Consider the following 24055-nt stretch of genomic DNA (forward strand, 5'->3'; position numbering starts at 1 on the left):
CCTTTTCGATGATAACCACCTGCTGAAGCAGGTGGTTTAGGGGCTGAAAATAAAAGGCCGATCTGAGATCGGCCTTCTGGGTGAAGCAGAATCAAGTGGTGGTCAGCTGACCCAGCCGGATAGCGTCAAAACAGCAACTAAAGCTAGAAAAAACAATACATTACGCTTTGACAGCTGCACCATGCAGGACGTTTCTTCGCTGCAGTTGTAGCTGTCTTCCGGTAATGGTTCTGCCGCTTTGGCGACAGTGGTAATCACAGTGCTGGCTGGCGCCTGAGTATTGGCAAAAAAGCCAATCAATGCAGCCGAAGCCCGCGAGAAATGCCCAACCAGAGCTAAGCCCAGGCCAAAGATCCGGGCAGGCAACCAATCAGCCCAAAACATCAGTCGCTGCAAAGGCTGCCGCTCTTGCAGCCAGCCGGAAGCTGGCTCTGGTTTTCCAGATTCCGGCGTTTCATCATCTTGTGCCTGATAAACTTCAGTCCCTTCCTCGACAGTCACCAGTTCGGTGTCCGCCACCTCTGCTGTTGCCTCGTCTTGCCACAACACAGGCTCCGACAGCTGGCGCAGCAATGCATAAGTTAAAGCGCCGGCTCCACCGAATAAAGCGAACCAAAACAACACAGCGGCATAGTAGCGGAAGTTCAGCCAGACCAGACGCTGACCATAACTTAATTCCTGTTCCGTCAGCCCCGTATCTTTGGCGATTTGCTGCATCGTCAGAAAAGCGGCTTCATTGTCGCCCCGTTCTGTCGCGTTCAGGTAGTGTTTGTATTGTTGACGGTAGTGCCAACAGCCAATACAGAGCAACAGCACCAGCGTATTGAGAACCAGCGACAGCAGGCCGCTGTCAACCAGCCAGAGCAGCAGCGCATACAAGAGCCCGGGCAATAACAGCCAAAGGTACTGACCATGAGGATGTGAAGCCAGCCGGGCAAGGCCGCTGTTCTGGCTGAATCTGAGGTATTTTCGGGCATAGGGCCAGAATTGCCAGGCATCACTGCGCACGGCCAGACGTTCCACTATCAGGGCTATCAGCATACTGATCAGCGTCATATATTGTTCTCCTTTACAGCCTGCAGGTACCTGCCCCAGTCAAAACTGGCGCCTGGGTCGGTTTTACGGCCTGGTGCAATCTGCTGATGTCCGACAATACGTTCAGCAGTAATTCCTGGGTAAAAGCGACACAATAAAGCAGTAACCTGAATCAAACTTTGGTATTGCGCTTCGGTGTAAGGCACCTGTTCCGTACCTTCCAGTTCTATACCTATCGAATAGTCATTACAGTTTGCTTGTCCTTGAAACTCGGACTGGCCTGCATGCCAGGCTCTTTTGTTAAAAGGCACGTACTGATGCACTGTACCATCACGAAAAATCACCAGATGTGCCGACACCTGCACTCCGGCCAGACTGGCAAAGCTGGGATCGGCTTCATAATCCAGCTGCCCCATAAAAAGGTCATGGATGTAAGGCGTACCAAAGTTCCCGGCGGGCAAGCTGATGCAATGGATCACCAGTAAACTCACAACTGTGCCTTGCGGTCTGTCGTTGTAATGCGGGCTTTGGTACTGCACCATCTGAACAGCGGACATCTGCCTTTTCCCGTTGCACGCTATTGGTTAAGCTATGGCTTTATTGTCAACGCGAAAAGAAATGAATGCAAGCACATGAAGGGACAACAAAAATCGGCAGGCTATTCAGCTGGATCAGCTGGTTATTGCTGCTTGGCCTGCTGTATTGGTTCTTTGCTGACTATATTTCGTTACAAATAAACCCGAACCAGCAATTGCAAAGCCAGACGGGTCTATCCGGTGAAAAAATTACTGTACTCAAACGCAACTCATCCGGTCATTATGTCGGCACGGCCTTGTTTAACGGGGTCGAAGCGCAATTTATGCTGGATACAGGCGCCACAACGGTCGCCGTCTCCGAACAAGCCGCTGTGCGCCTGGGCATGCCCAAAGGTCGGGCCTACCCGGTCAGCACGGCCAACGGCACCAGTACAGCTTATGACAGCCGGCTGAGCAGCCTGCAATTGGGTGATATTGTGTTGACCGATATCCGCGCCAGCATCAGCCCAGGCCTGGCAGGCACTGATATTTTGTTAGGCATGAGTGCACTGAAACAATTAGAATTCAGCCAACAGGGAGACGAACTCCGTCTTATTCAACGCCACTGACACCAGCTTGTCTGGTGCAAAAACGGACCGCTTTATGACGTTATTTGCTGTACCTTATGCCGACCAGCTGAAGCTGGAGATCCAACGTTCTGTCGCTGCTGCTTTAGCCGAAGATTTAGGCCATCAGGATCCGCTCAGCGGAGATATTACTGCGTCACTGATCCCGGCTGAGCAGCAGGCTGTCGCCACTATCATCAGCCGTGAAGATTGTGTGCTGGCCGGCGCCGCCTGGCTGGACCAAGTCTTTGCCCAGTTATCGCCACAAGTTCAGGTGCAATGGTTTGCCCAGGACGGTGATCACCTGACCGCCAATACCGTCTTGTGCGAGCTGACAGGGCCGGCCCGGGTTCTGCTGACCGGTGAACGCACTGCCTTAAATTTTGTGCAGACTTTAAGCGGCACTGCGACCACAACAGCACTGTACGTAGCCCATCTGGAGGGCAGCCACACCCAGCTGCTCGACACCCGCAAGACTTTGCCCGGCTTACGGCTGGCGCAAAAATATGCGGTGGCCTGTGGTGGGGGTAAAAACCACCGCTTAGGCTTGTTTGATGCGTTTCTGATCAAAGAAAACCATATTGCCGCCGCCGGTTCCATTAAAAAGGCAGTCGAAAACGCCCGCCTGAACTTTCCCGGTAAAGCCGTTGAAGTGGAAGTCGAAGATCTGATTGAGTTTGAACAGGCACTGCAGGCCGGTGCCGACATTATTATGCTGGACAACCTGCATGTGGCCGATATCCAGCAGGCCGTCAGTCTGAATAAAGGCCAGGCCAAACTGGAAGTGTCAGGCAACATCACTGCCGAAGCCCTGCGTGCGCTGGCAGCCACCGGTGTGGATTATATTTCCAGCGGTGCTTTGACCAAACATGTCCAGGCCATCGATCTGTCCATGCGGCTGCGTTCGCTGTGAAGATTTGTTCTGAGGGCGACCTGGGTCGCCCTGCCTCACCTCTCTCCAGCCGGCTTCCAGACGAATCGGCTCAATACGCCCTAATCCTTTGTTTTCTTTTCAATTTAGCAAAAGCAGGCCCCTGGACTTGCGGAATAACAAATTTTTACCACACTTAGACTGTTCTTCAGTGGACAGGACTTTCAGGAGAAGTTTCATGAAAAGAAATCAAGGCTTTACCCTTATTGAACTGATGATTGTTGTTGCCATTATCGGTATTTTGGCCGCAATAGCTTTACCTGCTTATCAGGACTACACTGCCCGCGCCCGTGCTTCTAATGCGGTCGCATCTTTGGGTGGTCAGAAGATCAAAGTAGCAGAGGCATTTGCGACCACTGGTACTTTGGGATGCACAGATTCTGCAGGCACTGCGATTCCGGATTGTACCGATGCGGGCGTATTGTCGATGGACTATGATGGTATTACCGCAACCTTAACCCCCACAGCTCCGGCCAATGCCGGCGAAAGCATCACCTGGGCTTGTACCCTCAGTGGCGATGGCGCTGTGCCCATTCAGGGTTGCACTGCAGGTTAAGCACTACATCTGAAAACGGCCCACAGGGGCCGTTTTTATCTTGATGCCGGTTTTCCTTTCTGGTCGGACAGAATGGCTCTGAATACACAGTCAGTACTGGTCAAACGTCTACAACAGTCTCAGCTGCTGGATTTACAGCTGCTGCAAAAACTGCTGCAGGAAAAGTCCCACCACTACCAAAGCCTGGTGGAGCTGTTGGTGCAGGAAAAACTAATCAGTGCCAAAGCATTGGCCGAATCGGCTGCAGCTTATACCCTGCACAGCAGTCTGGACCTGGATTTTTTTGATCTCAACGCTATTCCTGAAGCGGTCCGTAATGAAAAACTAATCCGTAAACACCAGATACTGCCTTTGGCACGACGCCACAAAACATTATTTCTGGCTGTGGCGGACCCCACAGATATGGCGCCGGTGGAAGACTTTGAGTTCAATACCGGCCTCAATGCAGAACTGGTAGTGGTGGAGTTTGATAAGTTACACAGAGCCATTGAGCAGCTGTTTGAAACCACCAGTACCGATAGTTTTTCCAATACAGAGTGGGACCTGGCCAAACTGGGTTTAACAGGGCCTGAGGACGAGGAACACAAAACCGTTGGCAGCGACAGCGAAGACCAGCCCATCATCAGCTTTATTAACAAGATGCTGCATGACGCTGTGCGTAAAGGTGCCTCCGATCTGCATTTTGAGCCTTATGAAAAGATCTACCGTATCCGCTTTCGTATCGACGGTATTTTGCATGAAGTGGCCTCTCCACCAGCGGCACTGTCAACCCGTTTGTCTGCCCGACTGAAAGTGATGTCCAGGCTGGATATTGCCGAAAAACGCGTGCCGCAGGATGGCCGGATTAAGCTCAAACTGTCGCAAAAAAAATCCATTGATTTTCGTGTCAGTACCCTGCCGACTTTATGGGGCGAAAAAATCGTGATGCGGATCCTCGACTCCGACAGTGCCATGCTGGGTATTGATGTATTGGGTTACGAAGCCGACCAGAAGCAGCTGTATTTACAGGCTCTGGAACAACCACAAGGCATGATCCTGGTCACAGGCCCAACAGGTTCTGGCAAAACAGTGTCGCTCTATACCGGGCTGAATATTCTCAATACGGAACAAACCAATATTTCCACCGCTGAAGATCCGGTGGAAATCAACCTGCCTGGTATTAATCAGGTGCAAGTGAACCCCAAAGCGGGCCTCACTTTTCCCTCCGCACTGAAGGCCTTTTTGCGTCAGGATCCGGACGTCATTATGGTTGGTGAAATCCGTGACCTGGAAACCGCTGAAATCGCTATTAAAGCGGCGCAAACCGGCCATTTGGTGCTGAGCACACTGCACACCAACTCCGCACCTGAGACCTTGACCCGTCTGCTGAATATGGGGGTGCCGGCTTATAACGTGGCAAGCTCGGTCAGCCTGATCATCGCTCAGCGCCTGGCCAGACGTTTGTGCCCGCACTGCAAGGCGCCGGAGCAACTGCCAGAAAACGAAGCGTTAAAACAAGGCTTTGAGCCCAGTCAGCTTGCGGGGCTGAAGCTGTTTAAAGCCGTGGGCTGTGATTACTGCACCGGTGGCTATAAAGGCCGGGTCGGTATTTACGAAGTGATGCCCATCACCAGCGGAATAGCTGAACAGATTATGCAAGGCGCCAATTCTTTAGACATAGCCCAACTGGCCCGCCAACAAGGGTTTGCCAGTCTGCGCCAGAGTGCGCTGAAAAAAGCCGCAGCCGGCCTGACCAGCCTGGCTGAAGTGAACCGGGTCACCAACCTCTGACGGGAACACTGACGCATGGCGCAACCTAAACTCAAAGAGCTGGACACCTTTAGCTGGAAAGGTCTGAACCGACGCGGCCAGAAAATCAGCGGTGAACTGAAAGCAGGCTCCATCGCTGACGCGCGCCAGCAATTAATCCGTCAGGGCATTAACCCAACTGCGGTGAAGAAAAAAGCCAAACCTATTATGATTGGTCAGCCGAAAGTGGGGTCGGCAGATATTGCAGTCGTCACCCGGCAAATTGCCACAATGCTGGGCGCTGGTGTGCCATTGGTGCAAAGCCTGGATTTAATTGCCAATGGCGCCAGCAATGAAACCTTACGTCAGTTGATGCTAAAAATATCGTCCAGGGTACAAGGCGGCACCCCCTTGTCAGAAGTGCTCAGAGAGCATAAAGATTACTTCGACGAACTCTTCTGTGACCTGGTGAAATCTGGCGAACAATCCGGTGCACTGGACCGGATTTTTGACCGCATTGCGCTCTATAAAGAGAAAGCGGAAGCGCTGAAGTCCAAAATTAAAAAAGCCATGTTTTACCCTATAGCCGTGGTTGTCGTGGCTGTCATTGTGACCTCCATACTGCTGATTTTTGTCGTGCCTCAGTTTGCGCAAATTTTCGGCAGCATGGGGGCCGAATTACCGGCTTTTACCCTGTTCGTACTGGGTATATCCGAGTGGATGCAGGCCTATTGGTACGTCGCATTGGGTGTGGTGATGGCGCTCATCTGGGCCTACGGCAAGGCGTACAAAAACAACCTGCAGTTTAAAATAGGCGCCGACCACGCCATGCTGAAACTACCGGTCATAGGCTCCATACTGAACAAAGCCGCAGTGGCGCGCTATGCCCGCACCCTGTCGACGACCTTTGCAGCCGGAGTGCCGTTGATTGAAGCATTGGAATCTGCAGCAGGAGCCTCAGGCAATGAAAAATACCGTGCCGCTATCCTGACGGTGCGGGAAGAGGTGGCTGCAGGCAACCAGATGAATATGGCGATGAAAACCACTCAGGCCTTTCCGGAAATGCTGAATCAAATGGTGGCCATTGGGGAAGAATCCGGCGCCTTAGATAGCATGCTGGCGAAAGTGGCAACGATTTACGAACAGGAAGTGGACGATGCTGTCGACGGCCTCACTTCCTTGTTGGAGCCCTTGATTATGGCGGTATTAGGTGTCTTAATAGGCGGCCTTATCGTGGCAATGTACCTTCCGATTTTCCAACTGGGCAGTATTGTGTAATGGATTTTTTTATGCCGTTGTTGCAGGCCATGCAACAGTCTGATTGGGTGTTTTTACCTTTGGTATTCCTGTTCAGCCTGATGGTCGGCAGTTTTCTGAATGTGGTGATTTACCGTCTGCCGAAAATGCTGGAACTCGAATGGCAACGGGACTATCAGGCGTACTTTCAACCCGATCAGCCAGCACAGACCAAACGTTTTAATCTGGCCGTGCCTGGTTCCAGCTGCCCGCACTGCGAGCATCCGCTGGCCGCCAAAGACAATATTCCGCTGCTGAGTTATCTGAGCCTGAAAGGCCGTTGCCGTTATTGCGGTGCCAGCATCAGCGCGCGTTATCCACTGGTGGAGTTGTTTACGGCGCTGTTGTCGGTGGCATTGGCCGCACATTTTGGTGTCACCCTCACCTGCCTGGTGTATCTGGTGCTGAGCTGGGGCTTGATTGCTTTAACCTTTATCGACCTGGATAAAATGCTGTTACCGGACCAGATCAGCCAACCTTTGTTATGGCTGATGTTGCTTTGCGCTGTTGCAGGCTGGACTATTCCCGTAGCGGATGCATTACTTGGGGCTGTGTTTGGGTACCTGAGCCTCTGGTCCGTGTACTGGCTATTTAAACTGGCCACCGGCAAAGAGGGGATGGGGTACGGTGACTTTAAACTGCTGGCGTTGCTTGGCGCTGGTTTGGGCTGGGCCTTATTGCCGCAGATTATTTTATTTTCCGCTTTGGTCGGTGCTGTAGTGGGCTCCATGCTGCTTTTGGTGCAAGGCAAGGACAAAGCAACCCCCATTCCTTTTGGCCCTTATATTGCGGCAGCCGGTGTCATTGCCATGTTGTGGGGCGAACAGATCAACCACTGGTATCTGGCGAGCCTGGGCTTATGAGTCAGTTTATTGTCGGCCTGACCGGTGGCATTGGCAGTGGTAAAAGCACAGTGGAGTGTTTCTTTCAGCAGTTAGGCATTCAGACTGTCGATGCCGATCTGATTGCCCGTCAGGTGGTTGAACCAGGCCAGCCAGCGCTGCAGCAAATTATCGACCACTTTGGAGCCCGGTTGCAGACAGCAGAAGGTCTGTTGGATCGGGCAGCGTTGCGCGACATTATTTTTGCCAACCCGGAAGCAAAAGCCTGGCTGAATCAGCTGCTACACCCGCTGATCAGACAACAGCTGCTGCAGCAGCTGGCCCAATGCCAGTCGGTTTACGCCATTCTGACGGCCCCTTTATTGCTGGAAAATGGTTTGCAGCAGTACTGCGACCAAGTTCTGGTCGTTGATGTTCCGGAGCAGGTGCAAATAGAGCGTACTGTGCAACGCGACCAGGTCAGCGAGCAGCAGGTACGCAGCATTCTGGCCAGTCAATACAGCAGGGCCCAACGTCGGGAACTGGCCGACCAATTAATAGATAACCATCAGAGCCTGCGGCTGGTCGAACAGAGGGTAAGACGGCTGGATGAACTCTATCGTCAGCTTGCTGAGGAAAAACTAGCCAAAGCCTGAACTTAGGTTTATGGTAATGCACATTGTTAACAAATGTTTCTGCTATGGCTGCTGTACTGTACGAACATCCGTTGAACGAAAAGGTCCGGACTTACCTGCGGGTTGAGTACCTGTTTGCCCAGGTGAAGCAGTTTTTGCCTTTAGAAACTCAGTGGCAACAACAAGGTTTTTTCACTGCACTCTTCGCGCTGATTGAAGTACTGGACCGCAACGATGTGCGGCCGGATCTGATCAAGGACATCGAGCGCTGTGAAGCCTCACTCGTCAACTGGTCACGCCATCCGCAAATCTCCGACGATGCTTTGCAGCAAGTGCTGCAAAAGGCGGTACGGTTGCAAAGCGAGTTACTGCGAGGCAGTAAATTTGCTAATTGCCTGAAAGAAGATAAATTTCTCTCTCCGCTGCGCCAACGTTTTTTTATTCCCGGCGGCACCTGCCCTTTTGATTTGCCTCAATTGCAGTACTGGTCTGAGCAAGCACACCGCATCCGCCAGCAACAGGCCAATGACTGGCTGGACCAATTGCGGCTGGTCGAATCGGCCATCACCTATGTACTGAGCTTTCTCCGTGAACGGGGCCAGTTCCACAGCCTGGTGGCTGAGAACGGTTTTATGCAAAACAACACCGAACAATTTGAATTACTGCGCATTCAGTACGACAGCCAGGCTGGCTGTTACCCCACCATCAGTGGTAATAAATACCGCTATGCCATTCGTTTTATGCAGCTTTGTGACGCGCTGGGACGCACCACCATCGACAAAAACGTCAGTTTCGAACTGGCCTGCTGCTGAGGCTTTCGTTACACTGCCACCTGTTAACAGCACAGGAGCGCCAGATGGCCACTTTAGTAAAATGCCCTACCTGCCAGACGGATGTCGTCTGGGGACCCGAAGCCCTGTTCCGACCTTTTTGCTCTGAGCGTTGCCGCTTGATTGACTTGGGCGCCTGGGCCGCAGAAGAACATCGTATTGCCGACAAAAGCCTGCAGGATCAACCGTTGACTGAAGCGCAACTGACTGAGTTAGATGAGTTATTTGCTGAGCAGGAGAATCAGTTTTTTAAAGACTGATTGCCGCAGATGGCGGCTGTATAGCACAGGCGGATAGAAAAAAGCCGCTTATAAGCGGCCAAATTCTGCAAGCAATTTGTCGAGGATGGGTTGGTTGGCATCCGGAAACTGGTACTGCCCCAGCTCAGACAGCGGCACCCAACGCACCGGCTGCCCTTCCAGCCCTTGTGCTTCCCCGCTGAAGTCCTGCACCAGATGGATATCCAGCCGGACTGTTTTTTCCGGGTAATCGTAGGTCAGGTCAAACCAGGGCGTGCTGCTGTGCACCTGCAATGCCACCTCTTCAGCCAGCTCGCGGGCCAAAGCCTGCGCTGTGCTTTCACCCGCTTCCACTTTACCGCCCGGAAACTCCCAACGCCCGCCCTGATGCAGCTTGTCAGGCCGCAGAGCCAGCAACACCTGCTGTTGGCGCAAAATAATGCCAACAGCCACATGCACTACTTTTGTCATCAGACCAACTTACCGTGACAGGCTTTGTACTTTTTCCCTGAACCACAAGGGCATGGGTCGTTACGGCCAATCTTCTCACTTTCACGGAACACAGGCGCTTTCTGTTCAGGTGCATCCGAGGCCACCGGCTCGGCTTCGTCATGCTGATACTGCACCTGTGTGCTTTCTGCCTGACGACGTTGTTCTTCCACAGCATCGACGTCTTCGGCAGCACGGATTTGCACCCGGGACAATACCCCAATGACGTCCAGTTTTAACTGATCCAACATGGTTGAAAACAGTTCAAAGGCTTCACGCTTGTATTCCTGCTTCGGGTTCTTCTGCGCGTAACCACGCAGATTAATGCCCTGACGCAGATGATCCATAGCCGCCAGATGCTCTTTCCAGTGCGTGTCCAGACTCTGCAACATCACCGATTTTTCGAACTGACGCATCACAGATTCACCCACCATCTGCTCTTTCAGCTCATAGGCTTTTTCAACAACATCCTGAATACGTTCACGCAGTTGTTCTTCAAAGAGTTTTTTATCGTCAGCCAGCCATTTGGCCACCGGCATATCGATGGCGAAGTCAGCACGCAGACGGGCTTCCAGACCAGGCACATCCCACATTTCATCCAACGACTGAGGCGGAATGTACTGGCTGATCACCGCGTCTACCACGTCGTGACGGATGGCTTTGATGGTGTCCGATACATCGCTGGCATCCATCAGCTCGTTGCGCTGCTCGTACACCACTTTACGCTGGTCGTTGGCTACATCATCGAACTCAAGCAATTGCTTCCGGATATCAAAGTTACGGGCTTCCACTTTACGCTGCGCATTTTCAATAGCACGGCTGACCCAAGGGTGTTCAATGGCTTCGCCAGGTTGCATACCCAGTTTACGCATCATGCCCGCCATACGGTCTGAAGCAAAAATACGCATCAGTGCATCGTCCAGCGACAGATAGAAACGGCTGACGCCCGGATCCCCCTGACGGCCGGCACGACCGCGCAACTGGTTGTCAATGCGGCGTGATTCATGACGCTCAGTACCGATAATATGTAAACCACCCGCTGCAATAACGGCATCATGGCGCTGTTGCCATTCGGCTTTGGCCTGTGCAACCTGTGCTTCAGTCGGGTTTTCACCCAAAGCCGCAATAGCAGCCTGTAAATTACCACCCAACACAATGTCGGTACCACGACCAGCCATGTTGGTGGCAATGGTCACAGTTCCTGGAATACCCGCCTGGGCAATAATCTGCGCTTCGTTGGCGTGAAACTTGGCATTCAGTACCTGATGCGGGATTTTGGCTTTATGCAGTAAAGATGACAGGTATTCAGAGGTTTCTATCGACGCTGTCCCCACCAGCACTGGGCGGCCGGCTGCACGGGTCTCTTCAATATCTTTGATAATGGCGTTGTATTTCTCTTCCGCCGTCAGATACACCAGGTCCGCCATATCCTTACGGATCATCGGTCTGTTGGTTGGAATCACAATGGTTTCCAAGCCATAGATTTGTTGAAACTCAAAAGCTTCAGTGTCAGCTGTACCTGTCATACCAGCCAGCTTGTCATACATCCGGAAATAATTCTGGAAGGTGATAGACGCCAGTGTCTGGTTTTCGTGATTAATGCGCACCCCTTCTTTGGCTTCAATCGCCTGATGCAGACCTTCAGACCAGCGACGGCCTTCCATGGTGCGGCCTGTGTGCTCGTCAACGATGACAATCTCACCATCTTTGATCACATAGTCGACGTCTTTACGGAACAGGTTATGGGCCCGCAAAGCGGCATAGACATGGTGCAACAAGGTGATATTGCTGGCGGAATACAGGGAATCACCGGGCTGGATCAGCTTCAGCTCGGTCAGCATCTCTTCGACCTGGATCTGACCCCGTTCGGTCAGATAAATCTGTTTGGCCTTTTCATCGATGGTGAAATGGCCATCCCCCATTTCGCCTTCTTCGTCTTCTTTTTCCTGCTTCTGCAGCTTAGGCACCACAGTATTGATCACCCGGTACAGCTCAGAGCTGTCTTCCGCCTGACCGGAGATAATCAGCGGCGTACGGGCTTCGTCGATCAGAATGGAGTCCACTTCGTCGATAATGGCGTAGGCCAGACGACGCTGCACCCGCTCTGGTGCCGAAAACGCCATATTGTCGCGCAGATAGTCGAAACCAAATTCATTGTTGGTGCCGTAGGTAATGTCGGCCTGATAAGCCTGCTGTTTTTCGTAGTGGCCCATACCAGGCACGTTGACACCAACACTCAGCCCGAGAAAACCGAACAGCGGCGCATTGGTTTGTGCATCCCGTTTGGCTAAGTAATCGTTGACGGTAATCACATGCACTGACTGACCACTCAACGCATTCAGATAAGCCGGTAAAGTTGCCGTCAGGGTTTTACCTTCCCCTGTACGCATTTCGGAGATTTTGCCCTGATGCAGCACCATACCGCCAATCAGCTGCACATCGAAATGCCGCATGCCGAATACCCGTTTGCTGGCCTCACGCACTGTGGCAAAAGCTTCAGGCAATAACTCGTCCAGCGTGGCGCCGTCAGCAAAGCGCTGCTTAAATTCTGCTGTTTTTTGCTTCAGTTCGTCATCAGACAAAGCCGCAAATGTAGGCTCAAGGCTGTTAATCAGATCGACATGCTTTCCCAGCTTTTTCAGGAAACGATCATTGCGGCTACCAAACATCTTGGTAAAAAGTTTTGCGAACATCAGTTGTTACCACTTCATAGGTTGAAACCTGCACTGGCGCAGGTCTTTTTCTTATTGGATACGGCGATTGACAAACAGCATAGGGTCAATTTGCTGGCCATTCTTTAACACTTCGTAATGCACATGGGGCCCGGTAGAGCGGCCTGTATTGCCCATCTCTGCCACCTGCTCCCCTTTGCTGACCACCTGACCTATTTGTACTGTGACTGCTTTGGCATGGGCATAACGGGTGCGATAGCCATCACTGTGTTCTATCTCCACCATTAAACCATAACCAAAACGCTCACCGGCCCAGGTTACAATGCCACCGGCTGTCGCCATAATGGCATCGCCCTCTTTACCGGCGAAGTCCACGCCGCGGTGAATAGCAGGTTCACCACTGAAGGGATCACTACGCACCCCAAAGCTTGAGGATAAATAACCGCTCAGTACAGGCCGGCCTGACAAGGCAACGCTTTTTCCGATCTGGTGATTCAGATCCAAAGATTCAAGCATCGCAAAGCGGGTTTGTTCAGACTGCAGGTTTTGCTCCAGCTCATTGAGCTGCAATAACACCGCATTAAGCTCCGCCAGACTGATCTCCGTGGAGGTCTGGGACGGCCCGCCCATCGCAGGCGCACTGTGCAGATTGAATTCTTCAGTCGGTAAATTCGCCGCATCAATCAGGCGCTCACCGACCATATTCAGCCGGTTCACTTGCGCCTGCAGTGTGGCGACTTTGGCAGTCAACGCGGCCAGCTGGTTTTCAGCACGACGGCGGATATCGGCAATTTCTTCGGTTTCAGCAGCCCGGCTTAAACGTACTTTTTCTAATTCTGCATTGCCTTGCTGGAATAAATTAGAAAAAGCAGCTCCTGCGCCTGCGGCTATACAAAACAGCATAACGGCCGACACTGTCAGCTGCCATGGCGTACTGCCAAAGCTGAAGTGCCGATGTCGGCCACGATAGAAAACTGTTACACTCATGCAACCTCAATTCGAATTTTTGTCAGACCATGGCGCGTTACAGCACTAAACCTGTCGCTTTGCATCAGCTTTTGGAACAGAACTCTTTGGCCCGTTCAGCCCAGCACACACAATTGTTGCGCCAACTTAATACCGAATTAATCCGGTTCTTGCAACTGGAACAGTCTGCTTTTTGCAAAATCAGTACCATCAAAGCAGGCCGGCTGATGATTTTATGCCAGTCACCTGCCTGGGCCACCCGGCTGAAAATGCAAAGGGACGCCATTCTAGCCAATTTTCGTCAGAAAATCCTGCCTGAATTGGCGGGTATTGATATTGAAGTCTCGCCCAACCTGCAATTGCAGTATGAAAAGCCTGCGCCTGTACCACAAAAAGATCTACCGAAAATCTCAGAGCAGGCAGCAGATTATCTGCTGGCGGCAGCAGACACTATGGACGGGAAACTGAAAGAGAAACTGCAGAAGCTGGCGGAGCTGGCACAACGCCGCTCCACCACAAACTGATCCAGCCTAGGCCAGAGAAGGCGCCAGGTAAGAGATAGGCAGGTCAGCTTCCTGTTCGAAGGTGACAAACTCGTAATTGGCTTCGTCGGCCAGCACGGCGTTCAGCAACAGGTTGTTCAGTGCATGGCCTGTTTTGTAGGCGCGGAATTCACCCAGAATGCTGTAACCGGCCATATATAAATCGCCGATGGCATCGAGAATTTTGTGTTTCACGAACTCATCGTCATAACGCAGACCGTCCGGATTCATCACCCGGAACTCGTCCAGTACCACCACGTTATCCATACTGCCGCCCAACGCCAGTTTATTGGCGCGCAGGTACTCCACTTCCTGGATAAACCCAAAGGTACGGGCACGGCTGATGTCTTTGATAAAGCTGGCGGCCGAAAACTCCATCTGCACATGCTGACGGCTTTCCGAAATCACCGGGTGGTCAAAATCGATAGCAAAGTCCAGGCGGAACCCATGGTGAGGCACGAACTCGGCCCATTTATCACCATCGTCTACCCGTACTTTCTGTTTGATACGAATAAACTTTTTCGCTTTTTTCTGAGCGCTGATGCCTGCCTGCAGTAACAGATAGACAAAAGGATTGGCGCTACCGTCCATAATAGGAATTTCCGGCGCATCGACTTCAATCAGCAGATTGTCGATGCCAAGACCGGCGATAGCGGCCATCAGGTGTTCTGTGGTCGACAGGCGCACACCTTCTTCATTGATCAAACAGGTACACATGACAGTGTCACCCACTAATTCTGGGCGCACCGGAAAATCCACGACCGGATCGAGGTCCACACGACGGAACACAATACCTGTGTTGTCAGGGGCAGGCCGGAGAGTAAGCGTAACCTTTTCCCCTTTGTGCAGGCCGACACCGACCGAACTTACCGTTTTTGTAATGGTACGTTGTTTAATCATAATTTCTTCCTGTTCAAATTTTGAACATGTCAAAATGGTGGCGCAGCATACCACAGCCTATCCATTCTGCCAACTTAGAGCCTGTGCAGGCCTTAGTCTGCCTGCTTACGCAGGAATGCCGGAATATCAAAAATATCGATATTCGCTTGTTTTTCCGCCACTGGTTTGGTGGCTGTCATTGGCATTTCCATCGCAGCAGGAGCCAGCTCGCGTGCGGCATTACCCTGGTAGGTTGTACCCGCATTGCCATAAACGTGCGCTGAACGGGCCGGTTCACGGTGGCTCTGCACCAGCGTAATGTCCGCTTTACGCTCTGCACCAATACCTGTAGCAACCACTGTGACACGCAGCTCGTCAGACATATCCGGGTCAATCACAGCACCGACAACTACGGTGGCATTTTCAGAGGCAAAGGCTTTGACTGCATTACCAACAGTTTCGAACTCTTCGATACTGATATCCAGACCCGCAGTGATATTCACCAGAATACCTTTGGCACCGGACAGATCGATATCTTCCAGCAGTGGGCTGGAAATGGCCTGCTCTGCCGCTTCCTCAGCACGGTCCGGGCCTGAAGCACGGCCAGTGCCCATCATTGCAGTCCCCATTTCTGACATCACAGTACGGACGTCAGCAAAGTCCACGTTAATCAGACCAGGACGGGTGATCAGTTCAGCAATCCCCTGCACAGCACCTAACAACACGTTGTTCGCGGCTTTGAAGGCATCCAGCAGACTGGTGCCTTTGCCCAGCACTTTGAGCAGCTTGTCGTTTGGAATGGTGATCAGGGAGTCGACATGTTTCGCCAGTTCGCTGATGCCTTCGTCGGCGTAAGTCGAACGTTTTTTGCCTTCGAACGGGAAGGGCTTGGTCACCACAGCCACCGTCAGGATACCCATTTCACGGGCCACTTCTGCAACGATAGGCGCTGCACCAGTACCAGTCCCGCCCCCCATACCGGCAGCGATAAACACCATGTCGGCCCCGGCCAACGTCTTTTTGATGGTTTCACGGTCTTCTTCGGCTGACTTGCGACCCACTTCCGGGTTGGCACCGGCACCTAAGCCTTTAGTCACATTGGCACCTAACTGCAGCGTCAGGTGAGCAGACGAATTACGCAGCGCCTGCGCGTCGGTGTTTGCAGCAACAAACTCCACACCTTCGATATTGCTGGCGACCATGTATTCGACGGCGTTACCGCCGCCACCGCCAACCCCAATCACTTTAATAACAGCTTCTTCGCTGTGGTTTTCCATTAACTCAAACATAGCTTCTCTCTCCGTTTTGTTACGCCTAAAAGCAGTGACGCTTTTTCTGTTACGCTTACTCAAAAATTAAAATTCACCTTTAAACCAGCTGGTCAGCCGCTTCATCATCGAGCCCATGCTCTCCCGCGAAGCCACAGATTTTTTCAGCTGGTTTTTCATGTCTTTGCCGTAAATCAGCAGGCCAACGACACTGGCATACGCCGGGTCGGCCACATACTCTTTCAGGCCGGTAATGCCAATGGGGTATCCCAGGCGCACTGGCATCTGAAAAATGTCTTCGGCAAACTCCACAGCCCCTTCCATCTTGGCCGTGCCACCTGTTAATACGATGCCAGCCGCAATCTGTTCTTCCAGACCGGATTTGCGGATCTCATCCAGCACCAGTTCAAACAGTTCCTGGTACCGGGGTTCCACCACTTCTGCCAGGGTGTGGCGTGACATACTGCGGGCCGGACGACCGCCGACACTGGGTACTTCAATGTTTTCTTCTTTACCGACCATGCTGCGCAGTGCACAGGCGTACTGCACTTTAATCTCTTCTGCATGGCCTATAGGGGTGCGGAATATTTTTGCAATGTCACTGGTCACCTGGTTGCCTGCCACCGGGATCACCGCGGTGTGGCGTAATGCACCATTGGTAAAAATGGAGATGTCGATGGTGCCGCCCCCCACGTCGACCACACAAACCCCCAGCTCTTTTTCATCTTCTGTCAGCACTGCATAGCTGGACGCCAGCGAGCTGAAAATCAGCTGGTCTACATGCAAATCACAGCGTTCGGCACATTTTTCAATGTTTTTTGCCATGTCGTTGGCGCAGGTGATGATATGCGCCTTGGCTTCCATCCGCACGCCGGACATGCCAATAGGGCTTTTAATACCTTCCTGCATATCCACAGAGAACTCCTGTGGCAACACATGCAGCATGCGTCGTTCGGCCGAAATAGGCACCGACTTGGCGGCATGGATCACATTGGTGACATCTTCAGCTGTGACCTCAGCGTCATTAATAGGCACCATGCCACTTTCGTTCTGGCAGCGAATATGTTTACCGGTAATGCCCAGGTACACGGACGATACCCGGCAATCCGCCATTAACTCGGCTTCTTCGACAGCACGACGTACCGACTGCACCACCAGGTTCAAATCGTTGACGCCACCTTTGTCCATACCACGGGCCACATGAGTGCCCACACCAACAATACTCAGTTGGTTGTCCGGGGTAATTTCCCCCACTAAGGCTTTTACCTGCGCCGTGCCTATATCCAGGCCTACAATCAGGTCACGTTCTGCTGACTTTGTCATCTTGTTCTCTTGTCTCTGGCGCTTCGACCCAACGCACTGCCATGCCGGTGTCGTAACGCAAATCCACCTCCGCCAGCGGCAGAGGTTTGTGTTGGCTGATCTGTGGGTACAAATCAATAAAACGTTGCACCCGTTTGACCGTATCTTCCCGCCCCAGGGTAAGCAACAAACCGTGCTCCAGCTGCAACTGCCAGGCCTGGCGGGCAGTCACTTTCAGGCCTTTGGCCTGATGCTGATGCACTTTAAGCATCTGATTTAAATTGTTGAACATGGCCAGGGCATCCTGCTCTGAGCCATCCGGCCCCTGCAACAGAGGCAATGGCTCTTTCAGCTCATTCACCGGTGCGACAAAGATCTGACCTTGTTGATTGAGTAGTGCATGATCATTCCATATCGCCACTGGTTTATGCTCCGTCACCACCACCACCAGGGTATCAGGCCATTGTTTGCGCACGGCTGCCTGAGCGACCCAAGGTTGTTGTTGCAGGAACAACTGCACCTGATCCACGTTCAAGTTAAAAAAATTGCCCAGATACTGCTGCTGCAGTTTCTGATTCAGCCCTTCGGCCTGAATATGGGCGAATTCACCATAAAGCCGGATCTGCTGAATAGGCGCACTGTTCTGATCCTGACGCCAGGCCCAGATCTGCATCGCCATCCAGCTGACCAGCCAGAGGCAGAGACAAAAAAACAGCACACCCGCCCAGTAGGGCTTGTCGATGCGTTGCCAGATTGTCAGCTGCGTTTTTTTCATAATGTCTGTTCTAAAATCTCAACCACGAGCTGTTCAAAACTCAACCCTGCCGCTTTGGCCGCCATAGGCACCAGCGATTTCTCCGTCATGCCAGGCACTGTGTTCACTTCCAGCAGGTAGAAATGCCCCTCTTCGTCCAGCATGGCGTCCACCCGGCCCCAGCCTGAAGCTCCCACGGCCTGGAAGGCGTCAACTGCCGCCTGCTGCAACAATGCGGTCTGCTCATTGGTCAAAGGCGCCGGGCACAGATACTGGGTGCTGTCGGATTTGTATTTGGCTTCGTAATCGTAAAAAGAGCGGGGCGTGCGCATTTCGACCACGGGCAACGCTTTGCCATTGAGCACAGACACGGTAAATTCACGGCCCTGGATCCACTGCTCCACCAGCACATCGGAGTCGTAGGCAAAAGCGGTGTCCAGCGCCTGCTGCAACTCGGCTGCGGTGCTGGCCGCACTCATGCCAATGCTGGAGCCTTCGTTGGCCGGTTTCACCATCACTTTGCCGTTCAGTTCTGCCAGCATAGCGGCGTGATCCGGCTGGCTGCCCGCTTTAGCGACCCGAAAGGGTGCTGTCGGTAAGCCCTGCGCCTGGAATAACCATTTGCAGCGGATTTTATCCATTGCCAGTGCAGAACCTAAAACGCGGGAACCTGTGTAAGGCAAGCCCAGCAGCTCCAGTGCACCCTGCATGGTGCCATCTTCGCCGCCACGGCCGTGTAATACGATAAAGACCCGGTCAAACCCAGCCGACAGCAGTTCTGTCAGCGCCTGGTTTTTCGGGTCAAAGGCGTGTGCATCAATACCTTGTTTTTGCAATGCCGCCAGAACGGCAGCACCAGAGCGCAGTGACACTTCACGCTCTGCGGAATGTCCACCAAACAACACAGCCACTTTGCCAAATTTGTTGCTCATACTTCAAGCTCCTTCGTTTGGTTTTAATGCAGAAATTTTCAGCTCAAGCGCCGCCAGCTGTTTGGCCAGAGCACCTATATTGCCGGCCCCTTGGGTCAGCACCACATCACCGTCCTGCAACACGTCAGCCAAAGCGGCCGGTAAATCGGCCGGGCCAGCCACATACACTGGGTCGATCTGACCCCGGGCACGGATAGAGCGGCACAGGCTGCGGCTATCGGCCCCAGGAATGGCGGTTTCACCGGCGGAGTACACTTCCAGCAGCAACAGCACATCCACCCCCGACAGCACTTTGGTAAAGTCTTCGTATAAATCACGGGTGCGGCTGTACCTGTGAGGCTGGTACGCCATCACCAGACGGCGTTCTGGCCAGGCACTGCGGGCAGCCGCCAGCGTGACCGCCACTTCACTGGGGTGATGACCATAATCATCGACCAGCAGCACTTTGCCCCGGCCGGTGTCGAACTCGCCGTATTGCTGGAAGCGACGGCCAATGCCTTCAAATTTACGCAGCGCGGCCAGAATGGCCTCTTTGCGGATGCCTTCGTCTGTCGCCACCGCAAAAGCAGCTGTGGCATTCAGCGCGTTGTGGCGGCCCGCCAGGTTCAGTTCAATGCTGTGCAGCTGACCTTGGGGGTCTTTAATCTCAAAGCGGCTTTGGGTGCCGGTCTGGCTGAAGTGGCTCAGCACATAATCAGCGTCTTCGCTAAAACCGTAAGTAATAACCACCCGGCCAATCTGCGGGATCAGTTCACGCACCACAGGGTCATCGATACAGACCACCACAGCGCCGTAAAACGGCAGGTTGTGGCAGAACTCCAGATAGGTCGATTTCATCTTTTCAAAATCGCCCTGGTAAGTGTCCATATGGTCGGGTTCAATATTGGTAATGACCGACGCCATTGGCTGCAAATGCAGGAAAGACGCATCGCTTTCATCTGCTTCCGCAATCAGGTATCGGCCTGAGCCCAGACGGGCATTGGTGCCGGCCGAATTCAGCAAACCCCCAATCACAAAAGTCGGGTCTGTACCGGCCTCGGCAAAAATGGAAGCAATCAGGCTGGTGGTGGTGGTTTTGCCATGGGTACCGGCAATGGCAATCCCATGACGGAAGCGCATCAGCTCAGCCAGCATCTCAGCGCGGCGCACCAGCGGAATACGTTGTTCCAGCGCTGTGGCCACTTCGGGGTTATCGGTTTTAATGGCGCTGGAGACCACCACCACACTGGCCCCCTGAATATTGTCAGCGGCATGACCAATAAAAATCTGTGCGCCCAACGCGGTTAAACGCTCAACCACCGGATTGCTGGAAATATCTGAACCCGACACTTTATAGCCTTCATTCAGTAACACTTCGGCAATACCACCCATACCGGCGCCACCTATGCCGACAAAGTGGATGCGCTCAACCCGGCGCATGGCTAATTTCTTTTGTTGTGTTGTCGTGCTCATTTCGTGTTACCTGCTAACTCACGGCAGACTCTGACTACTTGTTCTGCCGCATCATCTGTGGCGGCACGGCGGGCCTGTTGCCCCATCCGCACCAGCACTGTTTTGTCCTGCAGCCAGGGCTGCAGCAGAGGCACCAAAGCGCCCTGGATTAAGTCGTTTTGTTTCAGCAGTACAGCGCCCTGCTGTTGCACCAGATAATTGGCGTTTGCGGTCTGGTGGTCGTCAATGGCCGATGGCAGCGGCACAAAGACCGCCGGCAGACCGGCACAGGCCAGCTCAGACACAGTCAAAGCACCGGCGCGGCACACCACCAGATCGGCCCAGTGGTAAGCACCCGCCATATCGTCAATAAAGGCCTCCACCCGGGCCGCTAACCCCAGTTGCTGATAAGCCTGCTGCACCTGCGGCAAATTGGCCTGACCTGTCTGGTGCCAGATCTCCAGCTCACCCAAAGCGGCGAGTTGTGCAAACTGGCCGGGCAACTGCTGGTTAAATACCTGAGCCCCTAAACTGCCACCAACCACCAGCACCCGCAGCGCCTGTTGTGCTGCTTTGGCTTGGGCTGCCAGCGCCACCACTTCCTGGCGTACCGGGTTACCAACCACAAGCCCCTGGCCTAAGCCCGCCAGCGCTTGTGGAAAGGCCACCAGCACCTTGGTGGCCAGTTTCGCCAACAGCTTATTGGTGGTCCCGGCCACCGCATTTTGTTCATGCACCAAGAGCGGAATGCCCGCCAGATAAGCCGCCAGCCCGCCGGGGCCACTGGCATATCCACCAAAACCCAGCACCAGTTGTGGCTTCAGCTGACGCACTAAAGAGCGCGCCTGCGCCACGGAGCGCCATAACATCAGCGGCGCTTTCAGCAAGGATTTCAGGCCTTTCCCCCGTAAACCTGCGACCGCAATGCTGTGAAATTCATAACCAAAACCCGGCACCAGCTTCGCTTCCATCCGGTCGGCTGTGCCCAGCCAGTGCACAATCCAGCCTTCCGCCTGCAACAGATCCGCCACTGCTTTGGCCGGAAAAATATGCCCGCCTGTGCCCCCAGCCATCACCAAAGCCACCTTAGCCATGTGGAGCTCCGCCAATCGCCTGGCGGCCTTTGAGCCGCACTTCAAAATCAATACGCAGCAATAAGGCTGCCGCCATACACATAATGATCAAACTACTGCCGCCATAACTGATAAAAGGCAGCGTCAGGCCTTTGGTTGGCAACAGGCCGCTGGCCACCCCGACATTGACGCAGGTCTGAAACACAATCCAAATTGCCAGCGCATAGGCCAGAAAACCATGAAAGCTCATGCCTTTGTTCAGCGCTTTGTTACCCATCCATAAGGCACGGCAGACCAGCATAAACAGCAGGCTCAGCACCAGCATCACTCCGACCAGTCCGGTTTCTTCGGCAATGACCGCAAAGATAAAATCGGTGTGGGCTTCCGGCAGGTATTCGAGTTTTTGCACACTGTTGCCCAGGCCCTGACCAAACCAGCTGCCGCGGCCAAACGCCATCAGGGATTGAGTCAGCTGATAACCACTGCCAAAGGGGTCGGCCCAAGGGTCGAGAAAAGCCGTGACCCGGCGCCAGCGGTATTCGCTGTACACAATCAGCACACCAATAGCGGCCAGACCGGTAAAGATCAGCGCAAAAAACTGCCAGAGTTTGGCGCCGGCTAAAAACAGCAGCACCACCGAAGTGGCAAACATCACAATCACTGTCCCCAGGTCGGGCTGCATCAACAACAACACCGCCAGAATAAACAGGATAATCAGCGGCTTCACAAAACCTTTTAAGTTCTCCCGCACTTCTTCATGCCGGCGCACCAGGTAACTGGACAGGTAGACAAAGAAAAACAGCTTGGCCGGTTCTGCCGCCTGAATATTGATGGGGCCTAATGCCAACCAACGGGTGGCCCCATTTACATTGCGGCCAAGCAACAACACCGCAATCAACGAAATCACTGCAAACATCAGCAACAACAAATTGGTATTGTGCCACCAGGACACAGGCACATTCAGCACCACATAAGCAGCGCCAAAGCCTGCTGCCAGATACACCAGATGGCGCAGGGTAAAATACAGCGGGTTACCATAAAGGCGTTCAGCCACCGGTACTGAGGCGCTGGTCACCATAATCAGGCCCACACAAAGCACCAGCACCAGCAAGGTCAGGAACAAGCGGTCGTAACTGTTGATTTCATCACGGCGCCACCAGTTGCTGAACCAGGCAGTGGGTGATGGCATGAACTGCAAAACACGTTGCATCATAACCACACCTTCTGTACCGCCTGGGCAAACTGCTCACCGCGGTCCTCGTAATTCTTAAACATATCCAAACTGGCACAGGCTGGAGACAACAACACCAGATCACCTGGCTGCGCCTGAGCAGCCGCAGCTTTCACGGCCGCCATTAAGTCTTTTACCTGCTGCGCCTTTGGCACCAGAGCCGCAATAGCCGGACCGTCCTGACCCAGGGTAATCACCACATCCACCTGACTGTTCAGCACCTGCGCCAGCTCGCTGAAATCTGCACCTTTGCCATCGCCACCGGCAATCAGCATCAGCTTGCCCGTCACCTGGGCACGTAAACCGGCAATGGCCGCCAGCGTTGCACCAACATTGGTGGCTTTGCTGTCATTGACCCAACGCACCTCGTTGTGGTCCGCCACCAGCTGGCAGCGGTGTGGCAATGCGTCAAAAGTACGCAGCGCCTGAATAAGCCCTTCGCGGCTGGCGCCGGCCTGCAACGCCAGTACACAACTGACCAGCGCGTTAAACTGGTTATGGCTGCCCACCAGCGTCATCTCACGTACTGGCATTAAGGGCTCGCCGTCAATCACCAGCCAGGCATCGCCCTGCTGCTGCACAACGCCATAGTCGGCACCGTTCAGGCTCAGCTGCAATTGCGCTGTGTTGGACTGGCACCAGGTCAGTGGGTCTGCCTGATTGGCCACCGCCAGTTGGGTGCCCTGATAAACCCGCTGTTTGGACGCCGCATAAGCTGCCATGGTGCCGTAGCGGTCCATATGATCTTCGGTGACATTTAAAATACAGGCGGCTTTGCTGTGCAATGACCAGGTGGTGTCAAGCTGGAAACTGGACAGCTCCAGCACAAAAACCTCTGCATCTGCGCTCAGTGCATCCAGAATAGGCAAACCTATATTGCCGGCCGCCAGCGCATGCACACCAGAGCACTGCAGCATAAATTCGGTCAGTTTAGTAACGGTGGATTTACCATTGGCGCCGGTAATGGCCAGCACGGGTTTGGTAGTAGCAAGTGCAAACAGCTCCACATCGCCAATCAGCTGAACCCCTTGCGCCAGGGCAAAACGAATCGCCGGGTGTTTCGGGTCCAGACCCGGGCTCACCACCAGCACATCCATCTGTGCCAACCGGTTGGCATCCAGCTCCCCTAAATAAATGCCGTCAACCTTATCGGCGGGCACCTGCTCCAGACCAGCGACTTTTAAACGGGTGTCCATCAGCACAGGTTTAACGCCTTGTTTCAGTAAATAGCGCACTGTGGCCAGACCTGACAGGCCCAGTCCAATCACCGCAACACGTTTTGACTGAAACAATTTCGTGCTCAT

At 53.4% G+C, this 24055-nt stretch carries 24 protein-coding genes; 10 read left to right on the plus strand and 14 right to left on the minus strand.

What is annotated here, in order from left to right:
• Positions 1 to 102: 102 nt before the first annotated feature.
• A complete protein-coding gene (ampE, locus tag WKJ04_RS09275) occupies positions 103 to 1056 on the minus strand; it encodes a beta-lactamase regulator AmpE (protein ID WP_337880174.1) in 954 nt (317 codons plus the stop codon).
• Entirely contained in the window at positions 1053 to 1592 is a 540-nt protein-coding gene (gene ampD, locus WKJ04_RS09280) for a 1,6-anhydro-N-acetylmuramyl-L-alanine amidase AmpD (protein WP_337841337.1), read from the minus strand. The genes ampE and ampD overlap by 4 nt, the downstream gene beginning before the upstream one ends.
• Positions 1593 to 1657: 65 nt before the next feature.
• Between ampD and WKJ04_RS09285 the strand changes: the two genes are divergently transcribed.
• The 9 genes from WKJ04_RS09285 (at position 1658) to yacG (ending at position 9233) form a co-directional block, all read left to right on the plus strand.
• Positions 1658 to 2179: a TIGR02281 family clan AA aspartic protease gene (locus WKJ04_RS09285; protein WP_337880175.1), complete on the plus strand. Its 522-nt coding sequence runs from the start codon at positions 1658 to 1660 to the stop codon at positions 2177 to 2179.
• A gap of 34 nt (positions 2180 to 2213) precedes the next feature.
• Complete coding sequence (gene nadC / locus WKJ04_RS09290) at positions 2214 to 3089, plus strand: carboxylating nicotinate-nucleotide diphosphorylase (protein WP_337880176.1); 876 nt, start codon at positions 2214 to 2216, stop codon at positions 3087 to 3089.
• Positions 3090 to 3285: 196 nt separating this feature from the next.
• Entirely contained in the window at positions 3286 to 3663 is a 378-nt protein-coding gene (locus tag WKJ04_RS09295) for a prepilin-type N-terminal cleavage/methylation domain-containing protein (protein ID WP_337841339.1), read from the plus strand.
• A 72-nt stretch (positions 3664 to 3735) separates the two neighbouring features.
• Entirely contained in the window at positions 3736 to 5433 is a 1698-nt protein-coding gene (pilB, locus tag WKJ04_RS09300) for a type IV-A pilus assembly ATPase PilB (RefSeq protein WP_337841340.1), read from the plus strand.
• 15 nt (positions 5434 to 5448) lie between these two features.
• Positions 5449 to 6669 carry a type II secretion system F family protein gene (locus WKJ04_RS09305; protein ID WP_337880177.1) on the plus strand — a complete coding sequence of 407 codons (1221 nt, stop codon included), beginning with the start codon at positions 5449 to 5451 and terminating at the stop codon, positions 6667 to 6669.
• Between the two features lie 11 nt (positions 6670 to 6680).
• Positions 6681 to 7550, plus strand: a complete 870-nt coding sequence (locus WKJ04_RS09310) for an A24 family peptidase (protein ID WP_337880178.1) — start codon at positions 6681 to 6683, stop codon at positions 7548 to 7550.
• On the plus strand, positions 7547 to 8164 hold the full coding sequence (gene coaE / locus WKJ04_RS09315; RefSeq protein ID WP_337880179.1) for a dephospho-CoA kinase: 618 nt from the start codon (positions 7547 to 7549) through the stop codon (positions 8162 to 8164). The genes WKJ04_RS09310 and coaE overlap by 4 nt, the downstream gene beginning before the upstream one ends.
• A gap of 44 nt (positions 8165 to 8208) precedes the next feature.
• Positions 8209 to 8955, plus strand: coding sequence for a cell division protein ZapD (gene zapD / locus WKJ04_RS09320; protein WP_337880180.1), 747 nt, complete (start codon positions 8209 to 8211; stop codon positions 8953 to 8955).
• 44 nt (positions 8956 to 8999) lie between these two features.
• On the plus strand, positions 9000 to 9233 hold the full coding sequence (yacG, locus tag WKJ04_RS09325; protein ID WP_337880181.1) for a DNA gyrase inhibitor YacG: 234 nt from the start codon (positions 9000 to 9002) through the stop codon (positions 9231 to 9233).
• 48 nt (positions 9234 to 9281) lie between these two features.
• Here the strand turns inward: yacG and mutT are convergent, their stop codons facing one another.
• Genes mutT through WKJ04_RS09340 form a run of 3 tightly spaced genes read right to left on the minus strand, consistent with a single transcriptional unit; the run spans position 9282 to position 13360 of the window.
• Positions 9282 to 9683, minus strand: a complete 402-nt coding sequence (gene mutT / locus WKJ04_RS09330) for an 8-oxo-dGTP diphosphatase MutT (protein ID WP_337880182.1) — start codon at positions 9681 to 9683, stop codon at positions 9282 to 9284.
• Entirely contained in the window at positions 9683 to 12394 is a 2712-nt protein-coding gene (gene secA / locus WKJ04_RS09335; RefSeq protein ID WP_337880183.1) for a preprotein translocase subunit SecA, read from the minus strand. Before secA ends, mutT begins: the two co-directional genes overlap by 1 nt.
• Positions 12395 to 12445: 51 nt before the next feature.
• Positions 12446 to 13360, minus strand: coding sequence for a peptidoglycan DD-metalloendopeptidase family protein (locus tag WKJ04_RS09340; RefSeq protein ID WP_337841348.1), 915 nt, complete (start codon positions 13358 to 13360; stop codon positions 12446 to 12448).
• Between the two features lie 29 nt (positions 13361 to 13389).
• Between WKJ04_RS09340 and WKJ04_RS09345 the strand changes: the two genes are divergently transcribed.
• The gene (locus WKJ04_RS09345; RefSeq protein WP_337880184.1) at positions 13390 to 13863 is read left to right on the plus strand and encodes a DciA family protein; all 474 of its coding nucleotides are present in this window, start codon (positions 13390 to 13392) and stop codon (positions 13861 to 13863) included.
• Between the two features lie 6 nt (positions 13864 to 13869).
• Here WKJ04_RS09345 and lpxC read toward each other — a convergent pair whose 3' ends face one another.
• The 9 genes from lpxC to murD form a co-directional block, all read right to left on the minus strand.
• Complete coding sequence (gene lpxC / locus WKJ04_RS09350; protein ID WP_337880185.1) at positions 13870 to 14781, minus strand: UDP-3-O-acyl-N-acetylglucosamine deacetylase; 912 nt, start codon at positions 14779 to 14781, stop codon at positions 13870 to 13872.
• Positions 14782 to 14873: 92 nt separating this feature from the next.
• Positions 14874 to 16049 (minus strand): cell division protein FtsZ, encoded by a 1176-nt coding sequence (gene ftsZ, locus WKJ04_RS09355; protein WP_337841351.1) that lies wholly within the window; start codon positions 16047 to 16049, stop codon positions 14874 to 14876.
• 66 nt (positions 16050 to 16115) lie between these two features.
• Positions 16116 to 17351, minus strand: coding sequence for a cell division protein FtsA (gene ftsA, locus WKJ04_RS09360; RefSeq protein ID WP_337841352.1), 1236 nt, complete (start codon positions 17349 to 17351; stop codon positions 16116 to 16118).
• Complete coding sequence (locus WKJ04_RS09365) at positions 17329 to 18105, minus strand: cell division protein FtsQ/DivIB (protein WP_337841353.1); 777 nt, start codon at positions 18103 to 18105, stop codon at positions 17329 to 17331. Before WKJ04_RS09365 ends, ftsA begins: the two co-directional genes overlap by 23 nt.
• Positions 18102 to 19016 carry a D-alanine--D-alanine ligase gene (locus WKJ04_RS09370; RefSeq protein ID WP_337880186.1) on the minus strand — a complete coding sequence of 305 codons (915 nt, stop codon included), beginning with the start codon at positions 19014 to 19016 and terminating at the stop codon, positions 18102 to 18104. The genes WKJ04_RS09365 and WKJ04_RS09370 overlap by 4 nt, the downstream gene beginning before the upstream one ends.
• A 3-nt stretch (positions 19017 to 19019) precedes the next feature.
• Entirely contained in the window at positions 19020 to 20468 is a 1449-nt protein-coding gene (gene murC, locus WKJ04_RS09375; protein ID WP_337880187.1) for a UDP-N-acetylmuramate--L-alanine ligase, read from the minus strand.
• On the minus strand, positions 20465 to 21541 hold the full coding sequence (gene murG / locus WKJ04_RS09380) for an undecaprenyldiphospho-muramoylpentapeptide beta-N-acetylglucosaminyltransferase (RefSeq protein ID WP_337880188.1): 1077 nt from the start codon (positions 21539 to 21541) through the stop codon (positions 20465 to 20467). Before murG ends, murC begins: the two co-directional genes overlap by 4 nt.
• Positions 21534 to 22733, minus strand: coding sequence for a cell division protein FtsW (ftsW, locus tag WKJ04_RS09385; RefSeq protein ID WP_337880189.1), 1200 nt, complete (start codon positions 22731 to 22733; stop codon positions 21534 to 21536). Before ftsW ends, murG begins: the two co-directional genes overlap by 8 nt.
• On the minus strand, positions 22730 to 24055 hold the full coding sequence (gene murD / locus WKJ04_RS09390; protein ID WP_337880190.1) for a UDP-N-acetylmuramoyl-L-alanine--D-glutamate ligase: 1326 nt from the start codon (positions 24053 to 24055) through the stop codon (positions 22730 to 22732). The genes ftsW and murD overlap by 4 nt, the downstream gene beginning before the upstream one ends.

The sequence above is a fragment of the Rheinheimera sp. genome (assembly GCF_037442345.1).
Classification (GTDB): domain Bacteria; phylum Pseudomonadota; class Gammaproteobacteria; order Enterobacterales; family Alteromonadaceae; genus Pararheinheimera.